This is a genomic window from Nonomuraea sp. NPDC048916, from assembly GCF_040649575.1.
Taxonomy (GTDB): Bacteria; Actinomycetota; Actinomycetes; order Streptosporangiales; family Streptosporangiaceae; genus Nonomuraea.
Genome location: NZ_JBEZFS010000009.1, coordinates 137,413 through 156,322, shown reverse-complemented (window position 1 = coordinate 156,322; position 18,910 = coordinate 137,413). Strand labels below are relative to the sequence as shown.

Annotated in this window: 15 protein-coding genes; 12 read left to right on the top strand and 3 right to left on the bottom strand. The window is 66.8% G+C overall.

Annotated features, from left to right (window positions below):
* Positions 1-5: 5 nt before the first annotated feature.
* From lpdA to AB0C16_RS11555, 3 genes are read left to right on the top strand one after another with little or no spacing between them, the layout of a single operon-like run.
* A complete protein-coding gene (gene lpdA, locus AB0C16_RS11565; RefSeq protein ID WP_357681522.1) occupies positions 6-1,409 on the top strand; it encodes a dihydrolipoyl dehydrogenase in 1,404 nt (467 codons plus the stop codon).
* Positions 1,406-2,728 (top strand): acyl-CoA dehydrogenase family protein, encoded by a 1,323-nt coding sequence (locus tag AB0C16_RS11560; protein WP_357681520.1) that lies wholly within the window; start codon positions 1,406-1,408, stop codon positions 2,726-2,728. Before lpdA ends, AB0C16_RS11560 begins: the two co-directional genes overlap by 4 nt.
* Positions 2,712-3,827, top strand: a complete 1,116-nt coding sequence (locus tag AB0C16_RS11555; RefSeq protein WP_357681518.1) for a phosphotransferase family protein — start codon at positions 2,712-2,714, stop codon at positions 3,825-3,827. Before AB0C16_RS11560 ends, AB0C16_RS11555 begins: the two co-directional genes overlap by 17 nt.
* Positions 3,828-3,830: 3 nt before the next feature.
* Here AB0C16_RS11555 and AB0C16_RS11550 read toward each other — a convergent pair whose 3' ends face one another.
* The 3 genes from AB0C16_RS11550 to ureA form a co-directional block, all read right to left on the bottom strand.
* The gene (locus tag AB0C16_RS11550) at positions 3,831-4,454 is read right to left on the bottom strand and encodes a GntR family transcriptional regulator (RefSeq protein ID WP_357681516.1); all 624 of its coding nucleotides are present in this window, start codon (positions 4,452-4,454) and stop codon (positions 3,831-3,833) included.
* A 223-nt stretch (positions 4,455-4,677) separates the two neighbouring features.
* Entirely contained in the window at positions 4,678-6,360 is a 1,683-nt protein-coding gene (locus AB0C16_RS11545) for an urease subunit alpha (RefSeq protein ID WP_357681514.1), read from the bottom strand.
* A gap of 61 nt (positions 6,361-6,421) precedes the next feature.
* Positions 6,422-7,117, bottom strand: coding sequence for an urease subunit gamma (ureA, locus tag AB0C16_RS11540; RefSeq protein WP_357681512.1), 696 nt, complete (start codon positions 7,115-7,117; stop codon positions 6,422-6,424).
* 237 nt (positions 7,118-7,354) lie between these two features.
* Between ureA and AB0C16_RS11535 the strand changes: the two genes are divergently transcribed.
* The 9 genes from AB0C16_RS11535 to AB0C16_RS11495 all read left to right on the top strand — a co-directional run bounded on the left by AB0C16_RS11535 (position 7,355) and on the right by AB0C16_RS11495 (position 18,863).
* The gene (locus AB0C16_RS11535) at positions 7,355-8,554 is read left to right on the top strand and encodes an aminotransferase class V-fold PLP-dependent enzyme (protein WP_357681510.1); all 1,200 of its coding nucleotides are present in this window, start codon (positions 7,355-7,357) and stop codon (positions 8,552-8,554) included.
* Positions 8,555-8,632: 78 nt separating this feature from the next.
* Entirely contained in the window at positions 8,633-10,360 is a 1,728-nt protein-coding gene (locus AB0C16_RS11530; protein ID WP_357681508.1) for a peptide ABC transporter substrate-binding protein, read from the top strand.
* 21 nt (positions 10,361-10,381) lie between these two features.
* Complete coding sequence (locus tag AB0C16_RS11525; RefSeq protein WP_357681506.1) at positions 10,382-11,353, top strand: ABC transporter permease; 972 nt, start codon at positions 10,382-10,384, stop codon at positions 11,351-11,353.
* Entirely contained in the window at positions 11,350-12,282 is a 933-nt protein-coding gene (locus tag AB0C16_RS11520) for an ABC transporter permease (RefSeq protein WP_357681505.1), read from the top strand. The genes AB0C16_RS11525 and AB0C16_RS11520 overlap by 4 nt, the downstream gene beginning before the upstream one ends.
* Complete coding sequence (locus AB0C16_RS11515; RefSeq protein ID WP_357681503.1) at positions 12,279-13,259, top strand: ABC transporter ATP-binding protein; 981 nt, start codon at positions 12,279-12,281, stop codon at positions 13,257-13,259. Before AB0C16_RS11520 ends, AB0C16_RS11515 begins: the two co-directional genes overlap by 4 nt.
* 62 nt (positions 13,260-13,321) lie before the next feature.
* Positions 13,322-14,311 (top strand): ABC transporter ATP-binding protein, encoded by a 990-nt coding sequence (locus AB0C16_RS11510; RefSeq protein ID WP_357681501.1) that lies wholly within the window; start codon positions 13,322-13,324, stop codon positions 14,309-14,311.
* A 74-nt stretch (positions 14,312-14,385) separates the two neighbouring features.
* Positions 14,386-15,882, top strand: a complete 1,497-nt coding sequence (locus AB0C16_RS11505) for an aldehyde dehydrogenase (protein ID WP_357681499.1) — start codon at positions 14,386-14,388, stop codon at positions 15,880-15,882.
* A gap of 88 nt (positions 15,883-15,970) precedes the next feature.
* A complete protein-coding gene (locus tag AB0C16_RS11500) occupies positions 15,971-17,146 on the top strand; it encodes an FAD-dependent oxidoreductase (protein ID WP_357681497.1) in 1,176 nt (391 codons plus the stop codon).
* 34 nt (positions 17,147-17,180) lie between these two features.
* On the top strand, positions 17,181-18,863 hold the full coding sequence (locus AB0C16_RS11495; RefSeq protein WP_357681495.1) for a N,N-dimethylformamidase beta subunit family domain-containing protein: 1,683 nt from the start codon (positions 17,181-17,183) through the stop codon (positions 18,861-18,863).
* Positions 18,864-18,910: the final 47 nt, after the last annotated feature.

The window sequence follows — 18,910 nt, the reverse complement described above, 5'->3', positions numbered from 1 at the left end:
AAGCTGTGGTTGTCGGAGAGGTCGCTGAGCGCGCCGAGTTCCTTGTGATCGGCGGCGGTGTCGGCGGCTATGTCGCGGCTCTGCGGGCGGCGGAACTCGGCGCAGAGGTCGTCCTGGTGGAGCGACGCGGTGTCCCGGGTCTGGGAGGGGTTTGTCTCCACGAAGGGTGTGTCCCGTCCAAGGCGTTGATCGAGTTCGCCCGTCAGGTCGAATGCGTGCGTCGGCTCGCGGCCGGCCAGATCGCTGATTGGCGCCCTGACGTGGTCGGGGCGTGGGAGCGGCGAACCGCGGCGTCCGCTCGGCTGGCCGAAGGCATCGCGAGGCGGATGAAGGCCCTCAACATCCTGATCGTCGACGGGGAGGCCCGCTTCAACAGAAGGAGACGTGTCGCGGTCCAGCAAGCGAACGGAGTCGGCTTCATTGACTTCGAGCGATGCGTCATCGCCACCGGCAGCCGTCCGCGGCAACTGCCCCTCCTGCCGGTCGACGGCGACCGAGTAGTCGACTCTACGGGCGCTCTCGATCTTCGGGTGCTGCCGGGCCGGATGGTCATCGTCGGCGGAGGCTACATCGGACTCGAACTCGGAACCGCCTACGCCAAGCTCGGCGTCCAAGTGACAGTCGTGGAGATCGGGCCGCGGCTCCTTCCGGGCCTCGAAGGTGACCTGGTCCGGCCGGTCAGGAAGGGGCTTCGCAAGCTCGGCGTCGACATCCTGTTGTCGACGCGACCGGTCGAGCTGACCAGCGAGGGTCTGCTCGTCGCCGGTGAGGACGGTGGCCGGCAGGTCATCCCCGCCGACGTCGTCGTCGTCACCGCTGGCCGAGTTCCGAATACGGACGATCTCGGGCTCCACATGGCCGATGTGCCGGTAACCGATGATGGGCTCATCGTCGTGGACGCCAAGTGTCTTGTCCGCCCCGGTCTCGCCGCGATCGGCGACGTGACGCCGGGACCCGCGTTCGCGCACCGGGCCAGCGCTCAGGCCATCGTGGCCGCGGAGTCGCTCCTCGGGCACCCGACAGAACTTGATACCGCGACGATCCCGAGCGTCATCTTCACTGACCCGGAGATCGCGACGACAGGTCTCACCCTCGACACCGCCCGGTCCATGGGAATCGAGGCGCGGACCGCCACCGCGAGCTTGAAGGCGTCAGGGCGGGCGTCGGCGCTTGACACCGACGGATTCGCTCGCCTCGTCATCGACCCTGACCGTGACCTGGTCATCGGCGCACAGGTCGTGAGCCCTCACGCGTCAGACGTCATCAGTGAGCTCACGCTCGCGATCGAACTTGCCGCAAGTCCGTGGGACATCGCGCTGACGGTGCATCCGCACCCGACTTTCAGCGAGTCCCTCCATGAGGCCGCCGTCGCGGCCACGAAGGCACCGACACGTCGGAGGGCTGTATGACCTGGGATTTTTCGACCGAGCCGGAATTCGAAGCGTCATTGGAGTGGATGCGCGAGTTCGTACGTGAGCACGTCTTTCCGCTCGAGCTGCTCGATCTTGATCGACGTCGGCTGAAGCTTGTCGTGTCGCCGTTGCAGGCAGAGGTGAAGGCGCGTGGTCTCTGGGCCGCGCATCTGCCGCCCGAGTTGGGGGGGACCGGTTTCGGGCAGTTGAGGCTCGGTCTGATGCACGAGGTCATCGGGGAGTCGCCGTTGGCTCCTTACGTGTTCGGCAACAACGCGCCGGACTCGGGCAACAGCGAGTTGATGGCGTTGGCCGTCAAGGAGACGGGTCGCGAAGACCAGGCCGAGCGCTGGCTGAGGCCGCTGTTGTCGGGCGACCTGTCCTCAGCCTTCAGCATGACCGAGCCGCACACGGCCGGGTCGGATCCGCACCTGCTCCAGACCACGGCGGTTCTCGACGGTGACAGTTGGGTGATCAACGGCCACAAGTGGTTCACCACGCACGGTTCGAGCGCCGACATCTTGATCGTGATGGCGCTGACGGATCCGGACGCCGCGCGTGGCAACCGGCATTCCATGATCATTGTGCCCGCGGACACGGAGGGCGTGGACGTAGTACGTGATATCTCCACAATGGAGAACCCATCTCCCCATTACGGCACGTTCTGGTCCCATTCCGAGGTGCGGTACAGGGACGTCCGGGTTCCGGCGGACAACCTTTTGGGGCGACGGGGAGCAGGATTCCGGCTGGCGCAGGAGAGGCTGGGGCCGGGGCGCATCCATCACGCGATGCGCTGGCTGGGACAGGCGAACCGGGCGTACCGGATCATGTGCGAGCGGGCGGTAAGCCGGACCGCGCACGGCGGGCTGTTGGCCGACAAGCAGACGGTCCAGAACTGGATCGCGATGAGCAAGGCGGAGATGCACGCCGCTCGGTTGATGACCTTGCATGCCGCGTGGACCATGGATCAGGCCGGCGCGCCGAACGCACGCGTCGAGATCTCCATGATCAAATACTTCGGCGCCCGTGTCCTGCACGATGTCATCGACCGCGCCATTCAGACATGTGGTTCTCTGGGCTATTCCGCGGACCTGCCGCTTGAAGCGATGTACCGGGCCGCTCGGGCCGCTCGTATCTACGACGGCCCTGACGAGGTGCATATGCAGTCGGTAGCCCGTAGCGAGCTGAAGAGGTTCACGGCATCGGTCTTCCCCCAAGACCACGTGCCGACGCGCCGCGCGAAGGCGGCGGCGCGTTACGGCGACCTGGTTTCGGCTACCGGGATGGAGCGGCCGGCACGTGAATCCTCCCCATGAGAACTCGCCGCATGACGAGCCAGGACTACCTGGAGTCGAACATGAAGCGGCTCTGGTCAGGAACGCCCTGGAGCTGAAGGCGCTGTTGGTCGCCGACGGCCACGGGGTGCCCGGCGCACTGCGACTCGAACGCATCGAGGCCGGGATCTCGAACGAGACCTACTTGGTCCGAGGAGTCATCGAGCCCTGCGGAGGATCCATCCCGGCCGCGGGCACCTGGGTCTTTCGCCGTCCACCACGAGACCATGTTCTGCCGACCGCCCACGACATGGAACGCGAGTTCAGCACGCTGCGGTTTCTCGCCGGACAGTGCTACGCGGCTCCCAAGCCGCTGTCGCTCTTCAGCGGTTCCTCGTCATTGGGCAGTTCCTACATCATGTCCTGGGAAGCGGGCCGAACCCTTGCCTCCGCGCGAGACACCGCACGGCTCACTCCCGCCGAACGGGCAAGGGCCTCCTATGAGTTCATCGGCGCCCTGGCTCGGCTGCACCAGTTGGACGTCACCACCTATCCACGCAGATCGTCGTCGACGACGCCGTTCGCCGCCCGGCAGTTGTCCGTGTGGCGACGCCAATGGGAGGCCGGCGATCCGCCCCCCAGACTGACCCGGGCCTTCAACGATGTAGCCGCCAGGCTCTCATCGTGGGCGGAGTCTCGATCAGCTGGGACGGCCGCCGTCCTGGTCCACGGCGACTATCGCCTGGACAACACCGTCTTCGGCGACGACTTCCGTCTCCGCGCCGTACTGGACTGGGAGTTGGCCACTGTGGGCGACCCGTGGTGCGACCTCGGCTTGCTCCTCGTCTACTGGGCCGAGGCCGCCGACGACGAGCGCGCGCGCATCGGCATCGCCGAGGGAGCCACCCAGCACCCGGGCTTTCCCACCCGTCACGAACTCATCGAGTATTACGCGTCGGTCGGCACCACCCCGCCCGACGATCTTGACCACTACACCGCCCTTGGGTACCTCAAGCTCGCCGCGATCTTTCAAGGAGTCCACGCACGACTGCGGATCCGACCACAGCGGGGTGAACGATTCACCACCATCGCGGACGCGATCCCACGGCTTCTCTCGCTCGCCGGCCAGGCATGTGGATAGGCGTCATCGGAACCGGCGGAGAATGTGGGCGTTGATTGATCCGATGTGGTCTCGCATTGCTCGCTCGGCTTGGGCGGGATCGTGGGCTTCGAGGGCGGACAGGATGGCAAGGTGCTGTTCAAATGATTGCCGGTATCTGCTGACATCGTTCCCGACCAGTTCCTTGATGCCGCGGTCCACCTGGTTGCGCACCGCGGCCAAGATCTGATCCATCTTGCTGTTGTCCGCGGCCCGCATGATGCTCCCGTGCAGAGCCGAATTCAGCTCCTTCATTGTCGAAATATCCGATGCAGGATCTGCTCCCAGAGACGCCTGCCCCTCATCAAAAGCCTTCCGGAGCTCGGCGAGCTCCGTGTCGGAAATTCGGTCGGCGGCGAGCATGGCCAAATAGCCTTCGACGGCCTCTCGCACCTCCAGCGCTTCCCTTAGCTCCAAGTACGAGAGGTAGGGAATGAGATATCCGACGTGCGGAATGGGCAACACCAGGCCCTCGTTCTCCAGCTTGAGGAGCGCCTCCCTGACGGGGGTCTTCGACATCCCCAGCCTTGAGGCCAGTTCCGTCTCCGAAAGCCGCGAGCCGGCTGGGAGCTCGGAGAGAATCAACTTGACAAGCCGCTCGTATGCCACGTCGGCAAGGCGCGGTCTCGCAGCACGCCCAGGTGACTGGACCGAACTTTGTCTGGCCATTGAGTGCTCCTTACTGGAACGGGTCAACTCGGCCGAGGCCGGCGAATGTGCCGCCCTGTGCTGTGACCGCTTGATATCAGGACAATCCGGCACAGGACACGTTCATACATCACGTCGACGCCAAGAATAGATACCGCCAAGATATCACGGAGCTTGCAACGAGTTAGAGGAAGTACAGCCGGCTCAACGACACAGTGTCCGCCGGGTTGGAGCCGATGAGCTCGCCGTCGAGAGTGACCTGGCCGGTGTCCTGCCGCACACGCACCTCGCCGAGGCGGTCGTTGCGGATCATGGTCGCGGGCCCGATGCCCCGGGTGCCACGGACGGCAACGCGGCGACGCCGGGTGGTCATGGCGTCGTCACCGGCTTGAGCGGCCGCCTGGCTGACGAACGCCACCGACAGGTCTGCCGGCGTGGCGCCGTGAGCGCCGAACTGCGGGCCGAGCACGAGCGGCTGGGCGCGATCGATGGCCGCGTTCGGATCACCGGTTACACCGTACGCGGGAAACCCCGCCTTGAGCACCAGCTCGGGCTTGGCCGCGAAGTAGGAGGGCTGCCAGAGCACGATGTCGGCGAGCATGCCGACCTCCAAGGAGCCGACCTCGTGAGCCAGCCCGTGGGCCAGGGCGGGGTTGACGGTGAGTTTGGCGAGGTAACGCAGGACCCGCTCGTTGTCGTGGCGCGGGTTCTCGGCTCCGAGCTGGGCCTTCATCTTGGCGGCCATCGCGAAGGTCCGCCGCACCGTCTCGCCGGCGCGGCCCATGCCTTGCGCGTCGGAAGAGGTGATCGGGATGACTCCCAGGTCGTGCAGCACGTCTTCCGCGCCCATCGTCCCGGCGCGGATGCGATCACGGGCGAGCGCGGCGTCGCCGGGCAACTCGGTGTTGAGCAGATGCACGGCTGCGATCATGTCGAAGTGTTCGGCGACCGAGTCGCGCCCGAAGGGGAGCGTGGGGTTGGTCGAAGAGCCGATGATGTTGGCCTCGCCGGCCAGGCGCAGCACGTTGGGGACGTGCCCGCCACCGCACCCCTCGATGTGGAAGGCGTGGATGGTGCGCCCGGCCAGCACCGCGAGGGTGTCCTCCACGCAGAGGGCCTCGTTGAGGCTGTCGGTGTGCAGGGCCACCTGCACGTCATGCCGCTCGGCCACGCGCAGCGCGGTGTCCAGCGCACGGGGGTGCGCGCCCATGTCCTCGTGCACCTTGAATCCACACGCCCCACCCTGAGCGAGAGCTTCGACGAGCGGCGCAGGATCCGAGGAAGAGCCGCGGGCGAGGAAGCCGATGTTCACCGGCCAGGCGTCGAAGGCGTTGAAGGCATGCCGTAGCGCCCAGGGCGAATTGACCCCGACTCCCCAGACCGGGCCGAACTCCTGGCCGATGATCGTGGTGACGCCTGAGGCGAGGGACGCCTCCATGATCCGCGGTGAGAGCAGATGCACGTGCGTGTCGATCGCGCCCGCGGTGGCGATCAGACCCTCGCCCGGCACGATCGCCGTTCCGGTGCCGACCACGACGTCCACGCCGCCGAGAGTGTTCGGATTGCCGGCGCGGCCGATCCCGGCGATGCGCCCGTCCCGGATGCCGATCGACGCCTTGCGGACGCCTAGCATCGGGTCGATCACGACCACGTTGCTGATCACCAGATCGCATGTGGCGCGGACCGGTGCGGCGAGCAGGTGCAGCCCGTCCCTCGCGGTCTTGCCGAATCCGACGACGAACTCCTCGCCCGGTTCGGAGGCGTCGTGTTCGACCTCGACCACGAGCCCGGTGTCGCCGAGGCGGATCCGATCGCCGCGCCGCGGCCCGTAGCAGGCGATGTATTCCTCTGGGCTCAGCGGACTCATCGGCGCACCGCCGGAGCCGGGCACGCCGCCACAGCGGAGGGGAGCCGCTTGCGTCCGGTTCTCATGTCCGCTCCCGTCCGCTGTCCAGGTAGCCGAGCGCGTGTGCGCGTCGCAGCGCCCGCTCGGGTGCGCCCGGCGCGTCCAACGGTCCATCGACCAGCCCGGCGAAGCCGATCGCGACCCGTGCGCCGGCGATCGGCGTCAGCGCCACGTCGATCGTCTGGCCCGCGTCGAACCGGATCGTCGACCCGGCCGGCAACGCGGCCCGGAAGCCATAGGCGGCCGCGCGGTCGAAGGACAGTCTCCGGTTGACCTCGAAGAAGTGGAAGTGCGAGCTGACGCTGATCGGCACCGTGGCGGTGTTCGTCACGGTCACGGTCACGGTCTCGCGGAGCCGCGGCACCGGAGCATCCCCGGCCAAGATCGCGCCGGGCGCCTCCTCGGCGAGGCTCACGCCATGGATCGGTTCGTCGACCACCACCAGCCGGGTGCCGTCATCGAAAACGGCCTCGACGGCGACCTCGGTGAGCACATCCGCCACGCCGGGTAGCACATCGGCTGCGGTGAGGACGGTGCGGCCGACGCTGACCGCTTCGGCGAGCCGGGCGCCATCACGCGCCGCCTCGCACACCGCGTCGGCGATGAGCGCGGTGGCCTCCGGCACGTTCAGCCGAAGCCCGCGCGCGCGGCGAGCCCGGGCAAGTTCGGCCGCCGTGAACAGCAGCAGCCGATCGCGCTCACTGGGGGTCAAGCGCATCGCGGCTTCCCTCCACCTGCGGCCAACGCCGCATCCTCGTCGTTATCGATTTGTGTAGCAGGCATCTGGTTTTACCTCACCAAGCTCTAGTCCACCAGCGATACCTGTGGCATACTAGCGGCGTCGCGCTGATATTCTACCTCATCCGGTGATTACCAGGATCGGAGCTAGTAAGTGGCTGATGACCAGAACCTCGCCCCAGTCGCAATGGATCACTTTCCTCCGCTGGGTGCGACCATGGCCGAAGTCGAGGCGATGCTTGACGGCCTTCGCGCACAAGATCCAGACGTACGCCGGGGAAGGTTCGGCATGTTCTCGCTGCGCGGGAATGCCGACATCCAAGATGTGGCGCACCGAGGATACGAACGGTTCTTCAGCTACAATGGCCTATTTGCTCGCATGTTGCCGAGCATCGGCCTGATGCAGCAAGAACTGCTGTCCGGTTGGGCTTCTCTATTGTCCACGACCCCCGAATGCGGCGTGCTGACCTCGGGTGGAACGGACAGCCTTTTCAACGCGGTGCACTCCATGCGAGAGTGGGCACGAGAGCATCGGCCGGGAGTGGAACCCGAGATAATCGCGCCGTTCTCCGCGCACGCTTCTTTCACGAAGGCGTGCCATTACCTGGGCGTCCGGCTTGTGCGAGTTCCTCTGGATGGGGAGTACCGCGTCGACCTGGAGGCGATGGAGGCCGCCATCACCGACAGCACGGTGGGGCTGATCGCCTCTGCGCCGGCGTGGCCGCATGGCGTGTTCGACCCGATCGGCAAGGTCGCGGCGCTGGCCAGAAAACGCGACCTATGGCTGCACGTCGACGCCTGCGTCGGTGGCTGCCTCACTCCTTTCGTGCGAGAGCTCGGATATGCGGTGCCTGAATTCGCATTCGAGCACGAGGGGGTCTGTTCGGTCAGCCTGGACCTGCACAAATATGGATACGCACCCAAACCGTGCTCGGCTTTGTTCTACGCCGACGAGGAGCGCAGGCGCTACCAAGGATTCGCCACCGAGGAGTGGTCGAACGGTCCGTACAAGACGGATGCCTTCGTCGGATCGCGCCCAGGGGGAGCGGTAGCGGGGGCTTGGGCAGTGATGCGTTTCCTTGGCCACGAGGGATACCTGCGTACGGCCCAGAGAACGATGTCGGTGCGTGATCAGATCCTGGCCGCCATCGAGCAGATCCCCGAACTTCATTCGGTCGGAAGCGAGCTCTCGCTCGTGACGATCGGGTCAGCCGAACTCGACATCAAGGTGGTCGGGCAGGGTCTGGCCAGTCGCGGCTGGTCGCTGTTCGGTGTCAGGCACCCGGAGTTGCTCCACCTGACGTGCGACGCGGTCGATGACGAACTGGTGGCCGAGTTCATCGCCGACCTGGTCGACGTCACCCGTCGCGTCTCGGGCGGAGAACTGAACGAGCGCGGCGACCTCAGATACACCTGACAGAACCATCTCAAGGTCAGGCCGAAACGACTCGGCCTGCCGACGAGCAGCATGCTTTTAGCGAGTGGAGGCATTCACATGTTTGACGATCGAACAAGGGGCGTCGCGGAGACGGCCTCGCCCGGTGACAAGGGAATCACTCGCCGAGCAATGCTGTTCAGGCTGGGCGCCGGCGGGCTCGCGGTTGCCGGTCTACCGGCGCTGCTCACGGCGTGCGGTGAAGGATCGGGATCCGGCGAGGCCAAGAAGCACACCTTGCGCATCGGCCTGACCTCCGAGATGGATTCGCTCAACCCCTTCGTGCAACAGAGCGCCGCCGCCGTCATCGCGACGCACCTCATGTTTCCCACGTTGACACGTCAGGAAGGCAGTGAATTCACCCTCACACCTGATCTGGCGGAGAGATACGCGGTCAGCGACGACGGCAAGAAGATCACCTTCACGCTCCGCACCAACGGCAAGTGGTCAGACGCCAAGCCGATCACCGCGGAGGATGTCGAATTCACGATCAACACCCTCGTGCGCCTGAAGAGTTCGGCCGCCGCGCTGCTCGCTCAGTACGTCGTGGGGATCACCGAGGCGGTCGCCGAGGATGCCAAGACACTCGTCGTGACCTACAGCAAGCCGATCGCGAATGCGCTGGCACTGCTCTCCCGCGTGGTGATCCTGCCCAAGCATGTGTGGACGGCCCCGGCAGCCGGGGACGGTGCCGGCTTGAAGAGCTTCACGTTCAACGAGAAGGTCGTGTGCGGCGGGCAGTTCGTCCTGGAGAAGTACACGCCGAAGCAGATCGTCCTGCTCAAAGAGCACCGGGATTGGTACGGCGCCAAGCAGTCGATCACCACCCTCGGCTTCCTGACTTTCGGTTCGCCGGACGCGATGCTCAAAGCGCTGGAAACCAGTCAGATCGATGCGGTGGCTCTGCTTTCGCCCAGCGCGGTAGGGGCCGGCGTGGACAAGCTGCGGACCAAGAACATCAAGGTCGAGCAAGCGCCCGGGTTCGTCATGAACAACCTGTACTTCAACGTCAATCCCAAGAAGACGAAACATCGAGAACTGCTCGATCCGAAGGTACGGAAGGCGTTGTCGCTGGCGATCGATCGCGAACGCATCGTGAAGGTGGTGCTGTTCGAGATGGGCCGGCCGGGCAGCTCACTCGTCTATCCGGCAATGGGGGACTGGCATGACTCGAGCATCACGCCCGACCCCTTCGATGTCGCGGCGGCGAACAGCATCCTGGACGACCTCGGCTACAAGCGTGGGCCCGACGGAATTCGTATCGCCAACTCGGAGCCGATGTCCTACACCGTCAACCTCGCCAGCGGGCTCGCGGGCGGCAGCCGGATCGTGCAGATCATCAGCAGCGGCTGGGAGCAGGTCGGGGTGAAGGTGACCTCCCGCACACTCGACGCGAGCGCGATGATCGACGCCATCAGCGCACCCGATGGCAAGTACCTCACCAACGATGTGGCCGTCTGGGGCTTCTTACCGGCTTCCCCGGACCCATCAGCGGTGCTCGATCACTTCATAACGGACTCGATCGGCGGCTTCAACAACTGTCATTACAGCGATCCCGAATATGACCGTCTCTACGTCGAGCAGAACGCCACGCTCGACGCGGCGGCTCGCCGGGAGAAGGTGTATCAGATGCAGCGCAGGTTCTTCGACGCCCGTGCGATGCTCGCCCTGTGCTACGTCGACGCGCTCTCGGCCTCGGGCTCGAAGTTCACCGGCTACCACATGTCCGGCTTCGGGCCGTTCAACGCGATCTCGCGCGATCAGTTCACTGACATCCGCCCAGCGTAGGCGTGGGCACCAGTGACGACTATGGGCAGCGCGATCGTACGCCGCATCCTGAGTGCGGCGGTGCTGGTCTGGGCAGCGATCACGTTCAACTTCTTCCTCTTCCGCCTGGCCCCTGGAAACCCCACCGCGCAACTCAGCCGCGTCCCGCAAGGCAGCGTCGCCCTCCAGGAGCAGCTCAATCGCGAGTTCGGGCTCGATCGCCCGATCCTCGTGCAGTATTTCCGCTATCTGGAACAACTGGCCCAAGGCAACCTGGGTGTCTCCTTCGTCAACAAGCAGCCGGTCCGCGGCAACCTCGTGGAGGCCATCGGCAACACGTTGCCGATGGTCGCGCTCGGAGTTCTGCTGGCGGTCGTCATCGGCATCACGCTTGGCGTCCTGGCCGGCTCACACCGCGGCGGGCCGCTGGACCACGCCTCGGTCGGGTTCGCGACGTTCATGTACTCGCTGCCGGCCCAGTGGATAGGGCTGGTTCTGTTGTTCCTGCTGTCGGGCTGGTTGCCCGCCGGGGGAATGACCGACGAATTCCTCATCGACCCCTCGCTGGGCGAGCGGATCGCCGATGTCGCGGCTCATATGGTCCTTCCATCACTGACCATGGCTCTGGTCATGTTCGGCCAGTACGTGCTCGTCACGCGTTCGTCGGTGGTCGAGACACTGAGTGACGACTATGTCCGCACCGCGAGAGCCAAAGGCTTCGGTCCGGGATACATCGTTCGCCGTCACGTCTTCCGCAACGCGCTGTTGCCGACCGTCGCCCTGATCGGGCTCTCGGTGGGCGCGATGGTCGGTGGCGCGATCCTCGTCGAGGTGGTCTTCTCGTGGCCCGGGATCGGGCGCACGATCTACGACTCCATCGTCGCGCGTGACTATCCGATGATGCAGGGAGCATTCCTCGTGTTCACCGTCTCGGTCGTGCTTTCCAACTTGCTGGCCGATGCCACGTACGGACTTCTCGACCCGAGGGTGCGCAGGACAGGAGGGTCACGTTGACCGAGAGTCTTGCCGTTCGCACGGCACACGGCGCACGGCGCGGCGATGCCCTCTGGCGCGGAGTGCGGCGGAACCCGGGCCTCGGCCTCGGGATAGCGGTGCTGCTCGCACTGGGAGTGATCGCCACCCTGGCGCCGCTGATCTTCCCGGCCGGGTCAGGGCTCCAGGTGGGGGAGTCGTACGCCGCCCCGTCGAGTGGACACCTCCTGGGCCTGGACGACGGGGGCGCCGACGTGTTGGCTGAGCTGACCTGGGGTGCGCGGATCTCTCTTCTGGTCGGCGTCTGCGCGGGGGCCATCACCGTCCTGGTCGGCGGACTGGTCGGTCTCCTCAGCGGTTACTTCGGCGGTTGGCTCGAGCAGATGCTGATGCGGGTCACCGACTTCTTCATCGTGATCCCGGTGCTTCCGGTGATGATCATCATCGCAGCGCTGTACGGCACCCGGCTGGTCAACACCATCCTCATCATCGGGTTGTTGTCGTGGCAGAGCACCGCGCGGGTCGTGCGGGCACAAGCCAAGAGTGTGCGTGAGCGCTTGTTCGTCCGGCGAGCGCGGGCGATGGGCGCCGGCCACGCACGTACGCTCCTACGGCACGTGCTGCCGCAAGTCGGCCCGTTGCTCGCGGCGAGCACCGCACTCGCCATCGGGCACGCGATCTTCTTCGAGGCCGCGCTCCGCTTCTTGGGGTTGGCCGACAGCAACACCACCTCGTGGGGTCAGATGATCGCCGACGCGTTCCAGCGTGGAGCGACGAACGCGGGAGCTTGGTGGGTGTTGCTGCCCCCGGGCCTGGCCATCGGGCTCGTGGTGCTCATGACGACAGTGCTGGGAAGACGGCTCGAACAGCACATGAATCCGCGGCTGGAAGTGTCCCATCTGGGTCTGCGGTCGTTCCGCAGACAGCACGCTGCAGGGAGATCACGGTGACTGCGCCTTGCTTGGAAGTCAGGGGTCTGAACGTCTGGCTGCGTTCCGGGGAGCGTGACCTGCACTTGGTCAGGGACGTCTCCTTCACAGTGCGGAGCGGCGAACGGTTCGGCCTGATCGGTGAGTCCGGCTGCGGCAAGACGACAACGCTCATGGCACTCATGGGACTCCTGTCCGACCGGGCTTCGGTGGCCGGCGACGTTCTGGTCGACGGGGTGGACATCCTGGGCGACGGGGAGCGGGACGTCCGTGCGCACCGCTGGCGGGACATCGCCGTCGTGTTCCAGAGCGCGATGAACGCCCTCAACCCTGTCCAAACGGTCGGCCGGCAGATTGCCGAGGCCGCGGGCCGGATGGTCGGTGGATCCGAGGTGCCCGTGAGGCGCCGCGTCTCAGACGTGCTCGAGCTGGTGGGCCTCCGCGCAGAGGTCGCCGAACGCTATCCACATGAGCTGTCCGGCGGCATGCGCCAGCGCGTGGCGATCGCCATGGCGGTGGTGTGCGAACCCCGGGTGTTGCTGGCCGACGAGCCGACGACAGCGCTCGACGTGATCGTGCAAGCGCAGGTGCTCACGGCTCTCGAACGCGCCTGCGCCGAGCTCGGCGCGGCACTCGTCCTCGTGTCGCACGACATGGGCGTGATAGGCGAGGTCTGTGACCGGGCCGCGGTGATGTACGCCGGCGAGGTGGTCGAGACCGCAGAGATCGACACCCTCTACCACGACCCCGCGCATCCGTACACCCAGCTCTTGATCGCGGCAAGCCCCAGCCTCGCGCATCGCGACCGGGAGCTCGTGTCGATCGCGGGAACTCCTCCCGCGGCCGGCGTGGCGGTCCCCGGCTGCGGCTTCGTGGCCCGATGTCCGCGCCACTTCGGCCCCTGCGCCTCCTCGGCTCCGCATGTCTGGCCCGTCGGTTCCGGCATGCAACGAGTTCGCTGTCATCTGTACGACTCGGCGTCCAAGGTCCGGCCGTGATGACCAAGACCCCAGCGCTTGAGATCGACGGGCTGACCGTGCGATACGGGGCCAAGCAGGTCGTGGACGGGCTCTCCATGACGGTCCGCGGCGGTGAGCTGGTGGCTGTGGTCGGCGAGTCGGGCTGCGGGAAGACCTCGACCGCACTCGCATCCGTGGGACTCGTCAGACCTGCGGCCGGCACGGTGAGGGTGGCGGGTGCCGACCTGGTCCAGGCTCGCGGACGCGGTCGCCGTGGGATTCTCCGCTCGATCCAACTGATCTGCCAAGATCCCTACGAGGCCCTGGACCCGCGTTGCACGGTCGGTGAGGTGGTGGCCGAACCCCTGCTCGTCCACCGAGTCGGCGGAAGTGCGCCGGCCCGGCGCGCTCTGGTGATCGAGGCCTTGGCGCGTGCCGGGATCCCGAACGCCGAGACGTACTTGGACCGCTACCCGCACGAACTGTCGGGCGGCCAGCTGCAACGGGTGGCGATCGCGGCGGCGATCGTCCTGCATCCGCTGGTGCTGATCGCCGACGAGCCGGTGTCGATGCTCGATGTGTCTCTGCGCGCCGGAGTGCTCCGCCTGTTCGCGGACCTCCGCGACGCCGGCCTGGCGATCCTGATGATCACCCATGACCTCGTCACCGCCGCGCAGTACGCAGATCGCGTCGCGGTCATGTATGCCGGGAGGCTCGTGGAGGAAGGCAGTCCCGAGGCGGTTCTCCGTTCGCCGACGCACCCTTACACCCGAGCTCTGCTGGCGGCGGTGCCGAACCCGGACCGGTCACGAGACGTGGCTCGTCCGATCCTTCCAGGCGAGCCGCCGGACCTTCTCGACCTCCCTTCGGGTTGCCGCTTCCGCCCGCGGTGTCCGCTGGCGCAGGAATCCTGCGCGCAGACGGATCCGACGCTCGAGACGCTGACACCCGAACGGGTCGCGGACGCTCACCGGGTCGCCTGCATCCGTGCTTTCGAGCTGGACCACGCTCCGCCGGGTGACGTGCCGCTCACGCGGGCCGGATCGTCGGTCGAGGTACCCGTCGCGCAGGACGGCGGCAGGCCTGACTAGGTCCGCCGTCTCCTGTCGTCGGAGGCACCACACCCATTGCCGGCCACGAGATCGCGACCTTGAGGAGGTGGACGGTGACCGAGGGACCGCTTCCCCGCCATGACCATTACATCGCCGGATCGAGGCACGCGCCGAACCGCGGCGACTACTTCGAGAGCGTGAACCCGACGACGGGCCGCGCGTGCTACTACGCCGCTCGTGGTGACGCCGTCGACGCGGATGCCGCCGTCCGGGCCGCCCACGCCGCGTTCCACGACCCGGCGTGGCGCGACGTCACACAGACCAAGCGAGGCGCGCTGCTGCGGCGGCTGGCGGAACTCATCGCTGAGCACGGTGAGGATCTGGCCCGAACCGAGACGCTCGACAACGGCAAGCTGCTCACCGAGATGCGGGCGCAACTCGCCAGTCTGCCCGAGTACTTCCACTACTACGCCGGACTCGCCGACAAGATCCACGGTGAGACCATTCCAGGTTCGCACCGTGACATCCTCAACTACACCTTGCGCGAGCCCCTGGGGGTCGTGGTCGCGATCACGCCATGGAACTCGCCACTGCTGCTCACGGCCACCAAGCTCGCTCCCGCTCTCGCCTCGGGTAACACCGTGGTGGTCAAGCCATCCGAGCACACGTCGGCTTCCTTGCTGCAGCTGGCGCCGTTGTTCGCCGAAGCCGGGTTCCCGCCCGGCGTCGTCAACGTGGTGACCGGGCACGGCGACGAGGCCGGCAGGGCGCTGGTCGAGCATCCGCTGGTCGCCAAGGTGTCCTTCACCGGCAGCTCTGAGACCGGGTCGGCGATCGCCGGGAGCTGCGGGCTCCGCTTCGTGGGCACCACCCTCGAGCTGGGCGGTAAGTCGCCCAACATCGTCTTCGCCGATGCCGACATCGACAACGCGTCCGTCGGCATCGTGGCGGGCGTCTTCGCGGCGGCCGGCCAGACCTGTGTCGCGGGCAGCAGGGTGTTCGCGCAACGCCCGGTCTACGACGAGATAGTCGAGCAGGTCCGCACGCGCGCCCAGGCGATCCGGCTCGGGGATCCGCTGGATCCCACGACGCAACTCGGGCCGCTCGCGACCGCCGGTCAGCGCAGCCGGGTGGAGAAGTACGTCGCGCTCGGTGTCGCCGAGGGAGCTCGCGTGGTCACCGGCGGAGGCCGAGCGTCGGTGGACGGCCTCGACGGGTTCTTCTTCGAGCCGACCGTCTTCGTCGACGCCGACAATGGCATGCGCGTGTGCCAGGAGGAGATCTTCGGTCCGGTCGTGGCGATCATGCCGTTCGACACCGAGGACGAGTTGCTCGCCCTGGCGAACGACACGGGTTTCGGCCTTGCGGCCGGAGTGTGGACCCGCGACCTGGCTCGCGCTCATCGGGTCGTGTCGCGGCTCGACGCCGGCACGGTGTGGGTCAACACCTATCGGTCGACGTCGCCGATGTCCCCACGGTCGGGCTTCAAGAACAGCGGCATGGGAATCGAGCAGGGCACGCACGTGATCGGTGAGTACACCCGGCTCAAGAGTGTCTGGATCAACACCGGCGAAGGTCCGGCGGACGACCCGTTCGTGCTCCGCGCGTGACTGGATTCCGGCGGCCATACTCTGCTAATATACTAATCGAATAACACCAGTATTCTACTAAGGTCGACTACCTGATTGGAGTTAGCAAGTGGAGGAATACCGGAACCCTGACGTCGTGGTCGTCGGCGCCGGGGCCGTTGGCACTGCGTGCGCCTTTCATCTGGCGGCGGCGGGGATGAGAGTCGTGGTCCTCGAACAGGATCGGGTGGCCGCCGGGTCCTCGACATGCGCGACTGGAGCGATGTACTCCATCTCCGCCGACTTCGACGACGTGGACTACTTACGCTGGGGCGTGCAGGGGCACTACTCGACGAAGGAGATCGTTCCCGTCGTCGAGGACCTCTCAGGAATCACCACTGGCTTCCAGTGCCGCCCGGCCCTCCGGCTGGCGATCGACGACGACGAAGAGGCGCAGGTCCGGGCCGACCTGACCTGGCAGTCGGAGGTCATGAACACCCGGTGGCTGACGCCGGACGAGGTGCGGTCGATCGAACCGCGGATCAGTCGCGAGGTCCGCGGCGCCGCCCTGGAGCCGGAGGCGATCCAGGTCCCGGCGGACCTTCTGTCGCAGGCTTTCATGCGATCGGCCGAGCGATTCGGCGCGACGCTCGTTTCCACGGTGGCGACGGGCCTGGAGTGGAGCGGCGGCCGAGTGACGGGCGTGCGTCACCGCCAAGGGACGATCTCCTGCGACACCGTTGTCCTTGCGATGGGCGCTTCGGCCGCCGTCGCGTCGGACTGGTTCGACTACCAGGTGCCGGTCCGGCCGCTTCGGGGCGAGCGGTTGATGCTGCGCTGGCCGTCCCCGCCGCTCCAGGTGCTGCTCTCGACTCCTCGTCGCGGTCATCTCATCAGCCGCCTGGACGGCTACCTCAGCATCGGGAGCACGGGCGGACGCGACTTCGATGACCGCGACAACTGGATCGTCGACCAGGGTGCCGCGATCGCCGAACCGCACCCGGCGCCAAGCCCCGAGGCGCGCGCCGAACTCCTGACACAGGCGACCGAGGTTCTGCCCACCATCGAGTTCGCCACGGTCGGGCAGCACATCACGGGTATCCGGCCGCTCTCACGCGACGCCAGGCCGATCATCGGCCCGGTGCCGGGTTGCGAAGGGGTGCTCCTGGCCACCGGCCATACTCACCGAGGCATCCACTTGGCCGCGGTGACCGGCGAGCTGGTCCGCGACCTCGTCGTCCACGGGCGATGGCTGCGGACATCCTGTGACGCGAGTCTCCTCGATCCCGCACGGTTCCTCTCATGATCGCTTGTGCCGCCCGTCCCTGACCGGACGGGCGGTGACGGCGACGGCGACGACTGGAAGGCAGCAGATGAAATCTCCAGGCAACATGCTTCGCGCCGCAGTCGAGGGCTACGCGGGCGGGCGAAGCTACGCACCGGGCGAGACGCTCACCGTCCACTGCACCGCCGATGTGCCCTCCTTCGACATCGAGATCGCCCGCTGCGGGCGCACGCGTGAGGTCGTGTGGACAGCCAAGGGGATCGAGGGACACCGGCGTGAGATCCCCGCGGACGTGGGCGCGCGGGGATGCGGTTGGCCGGCCTCCTTCGAGCTCGTGCTGCCGTCGGACTGGCGGCCCGGCTATTACGAGGTGTCGTTCGAGTGGCCGGGCAAGGACGATCGCGGGCTCAACCTGCCGGCGTTCTTCGTCTTGCGCGCCTCGCCCGAGCGGCGTTCACCGATCCTGCTCCTGCTCACCGACACCACCTACAACGCGTACAACGACTGGAACCACAGCCTGAGTCTTTACACGGGCGGTGCGCGCGTGTCGTTCGAGCGGCCGTTCGCACCCGGCTTCCTGACGCGTCCACCTGACCTGCGACTGCGGGCAGCCACTGCGATGGGCACTTTCGACCCGGCGTTCCGCACGCAACGCGCGACGGTCGACGCGCATCGCCTGTCCGGGTGGTGTTACGGGGCCGGCTTCTACCAGTGGGAGCGGCCATTCATCACCTGGGCGGAGGAAGAGGGGATCGAGTTCGACTTCGCGGTGAGCTCGGACCTGGAGTTCCGGCCCGAGGTGCTCGACGGCCGGCAGTTGGTGGTGAGCGTCGGCCATGACGAGTACTGGTCATGGGCAATGCGCGACTCCATGGAGGAGTTCATCACCGGCGGCGGCAACGTCATGTTCCTGACCGGCAACGCCGTCTATTGGCAGGTGCGTTTCGAGGATGAGGGTCGCGTGATGGTCTCGTACAAGTACGCGGCACCACGAGAGGATCCGCTTCGCGGTACCGAACGGCAGAGTGGCATGTGGTCGGACAGCGTCGTGGGGCGGCCCGAGAACCACCTCACCGGCGTCAGCTTCACCCGGGGTGGCTATGTGCGCGCCGGCCACGGCGTCGCGCGTGGGCCGGGCGGCTACCTCGTCTGGCGGCCGGACCACTGGGTCTTCGAGGGCACGGACGTCCGCTACGGCGACTTGATCGGCGCCGAGCACGGCGTGGTCGGGTACGAGGCCGACGGCTGTGAGCTCACCTACGGTGAGGACGGGCTGCCGGTGCCGACGCACCGCGACGGCACGCCCGAGAGCTTCGAGATCCTCGCGACGTCGCCGGCGCGGCTCTGGGCGAATGAGGATCTGCCGCCTACGAACTCGGGGGTCGACGGCGACCTGTCCGACCTGGGATACACGCAGTGGCGTGTGTTCGGCGTCGACCCACGCATCACCCCGGAGTCGGAGATGGAGCCGCGAGTGCGTGCGCTCGGGCATGGAAACGCCGTCATGGGCGTGTACACGCGGGGCGGCACGGTCTTCACGACCGGCTGCACCGACTGGGTCCACGGCATCGAGGGCCGCGACCCGATCATCGTCGCCATCACTCGCAACCTGATGGCGCGGTTGGGTGGAGCGACTCGTTGGCCCGGCAGCGTCGAGGACGGCGCCGGCGAGGCTCGTGCGCCATCAGCCGAGGCGCAAGCGCCGCCCGGCCTCACAGCAGGCGCCGAGACGGGCTGAGGGTGGCTCCGTCGTGGGTCGATTGTCAGCAGCATTACCGAGAGCGA

Coding starts and splice junctions, on each gene's coding strand:
- AB0C16_RS11545 (WP_357681514.1), bottom strand. CDS start 6,360: ATGAGTCCGCTGAGCCCAGAGGAATACATCGCCTGCTACGGGCCGCGG.
- AB0C16_RS11560 (WP_357681520.1), top strand. CDS start 1,406: ATGACCTGGGATTTTTCGACCGAGCCGGAATTCGAAGCGTCATTGGAG.
- AB0C16_RS11525 (WP_357681506.1), top strand. CDS start 10,382: ATGGGCAGCGCGATCGTACGCCGCATCCTGAGTGCGGCGGTGCTGGTC.
- AB0C16_RS11535 (WP_357681510.1), top strand. CDS start 7,355: ATGGCCGAAGTCGAGGCGATGCTTGACGGCCTTCGCGCACAAGATCCA.
- ureA (WP_357681512.1), bottom strand. CDS start 7,117: ATGCGCTTGACCCCCAGTGAGCGCGATCGGCTGCTGCTGTTCACGGCG.
- AB0C16_RS11530 (WP_357681508.1), top strand. CDS start 8,633: ATGTTTGACGATCGAACAAGGGGCGTCGCGGAGACGGCCTCGCCCGGT.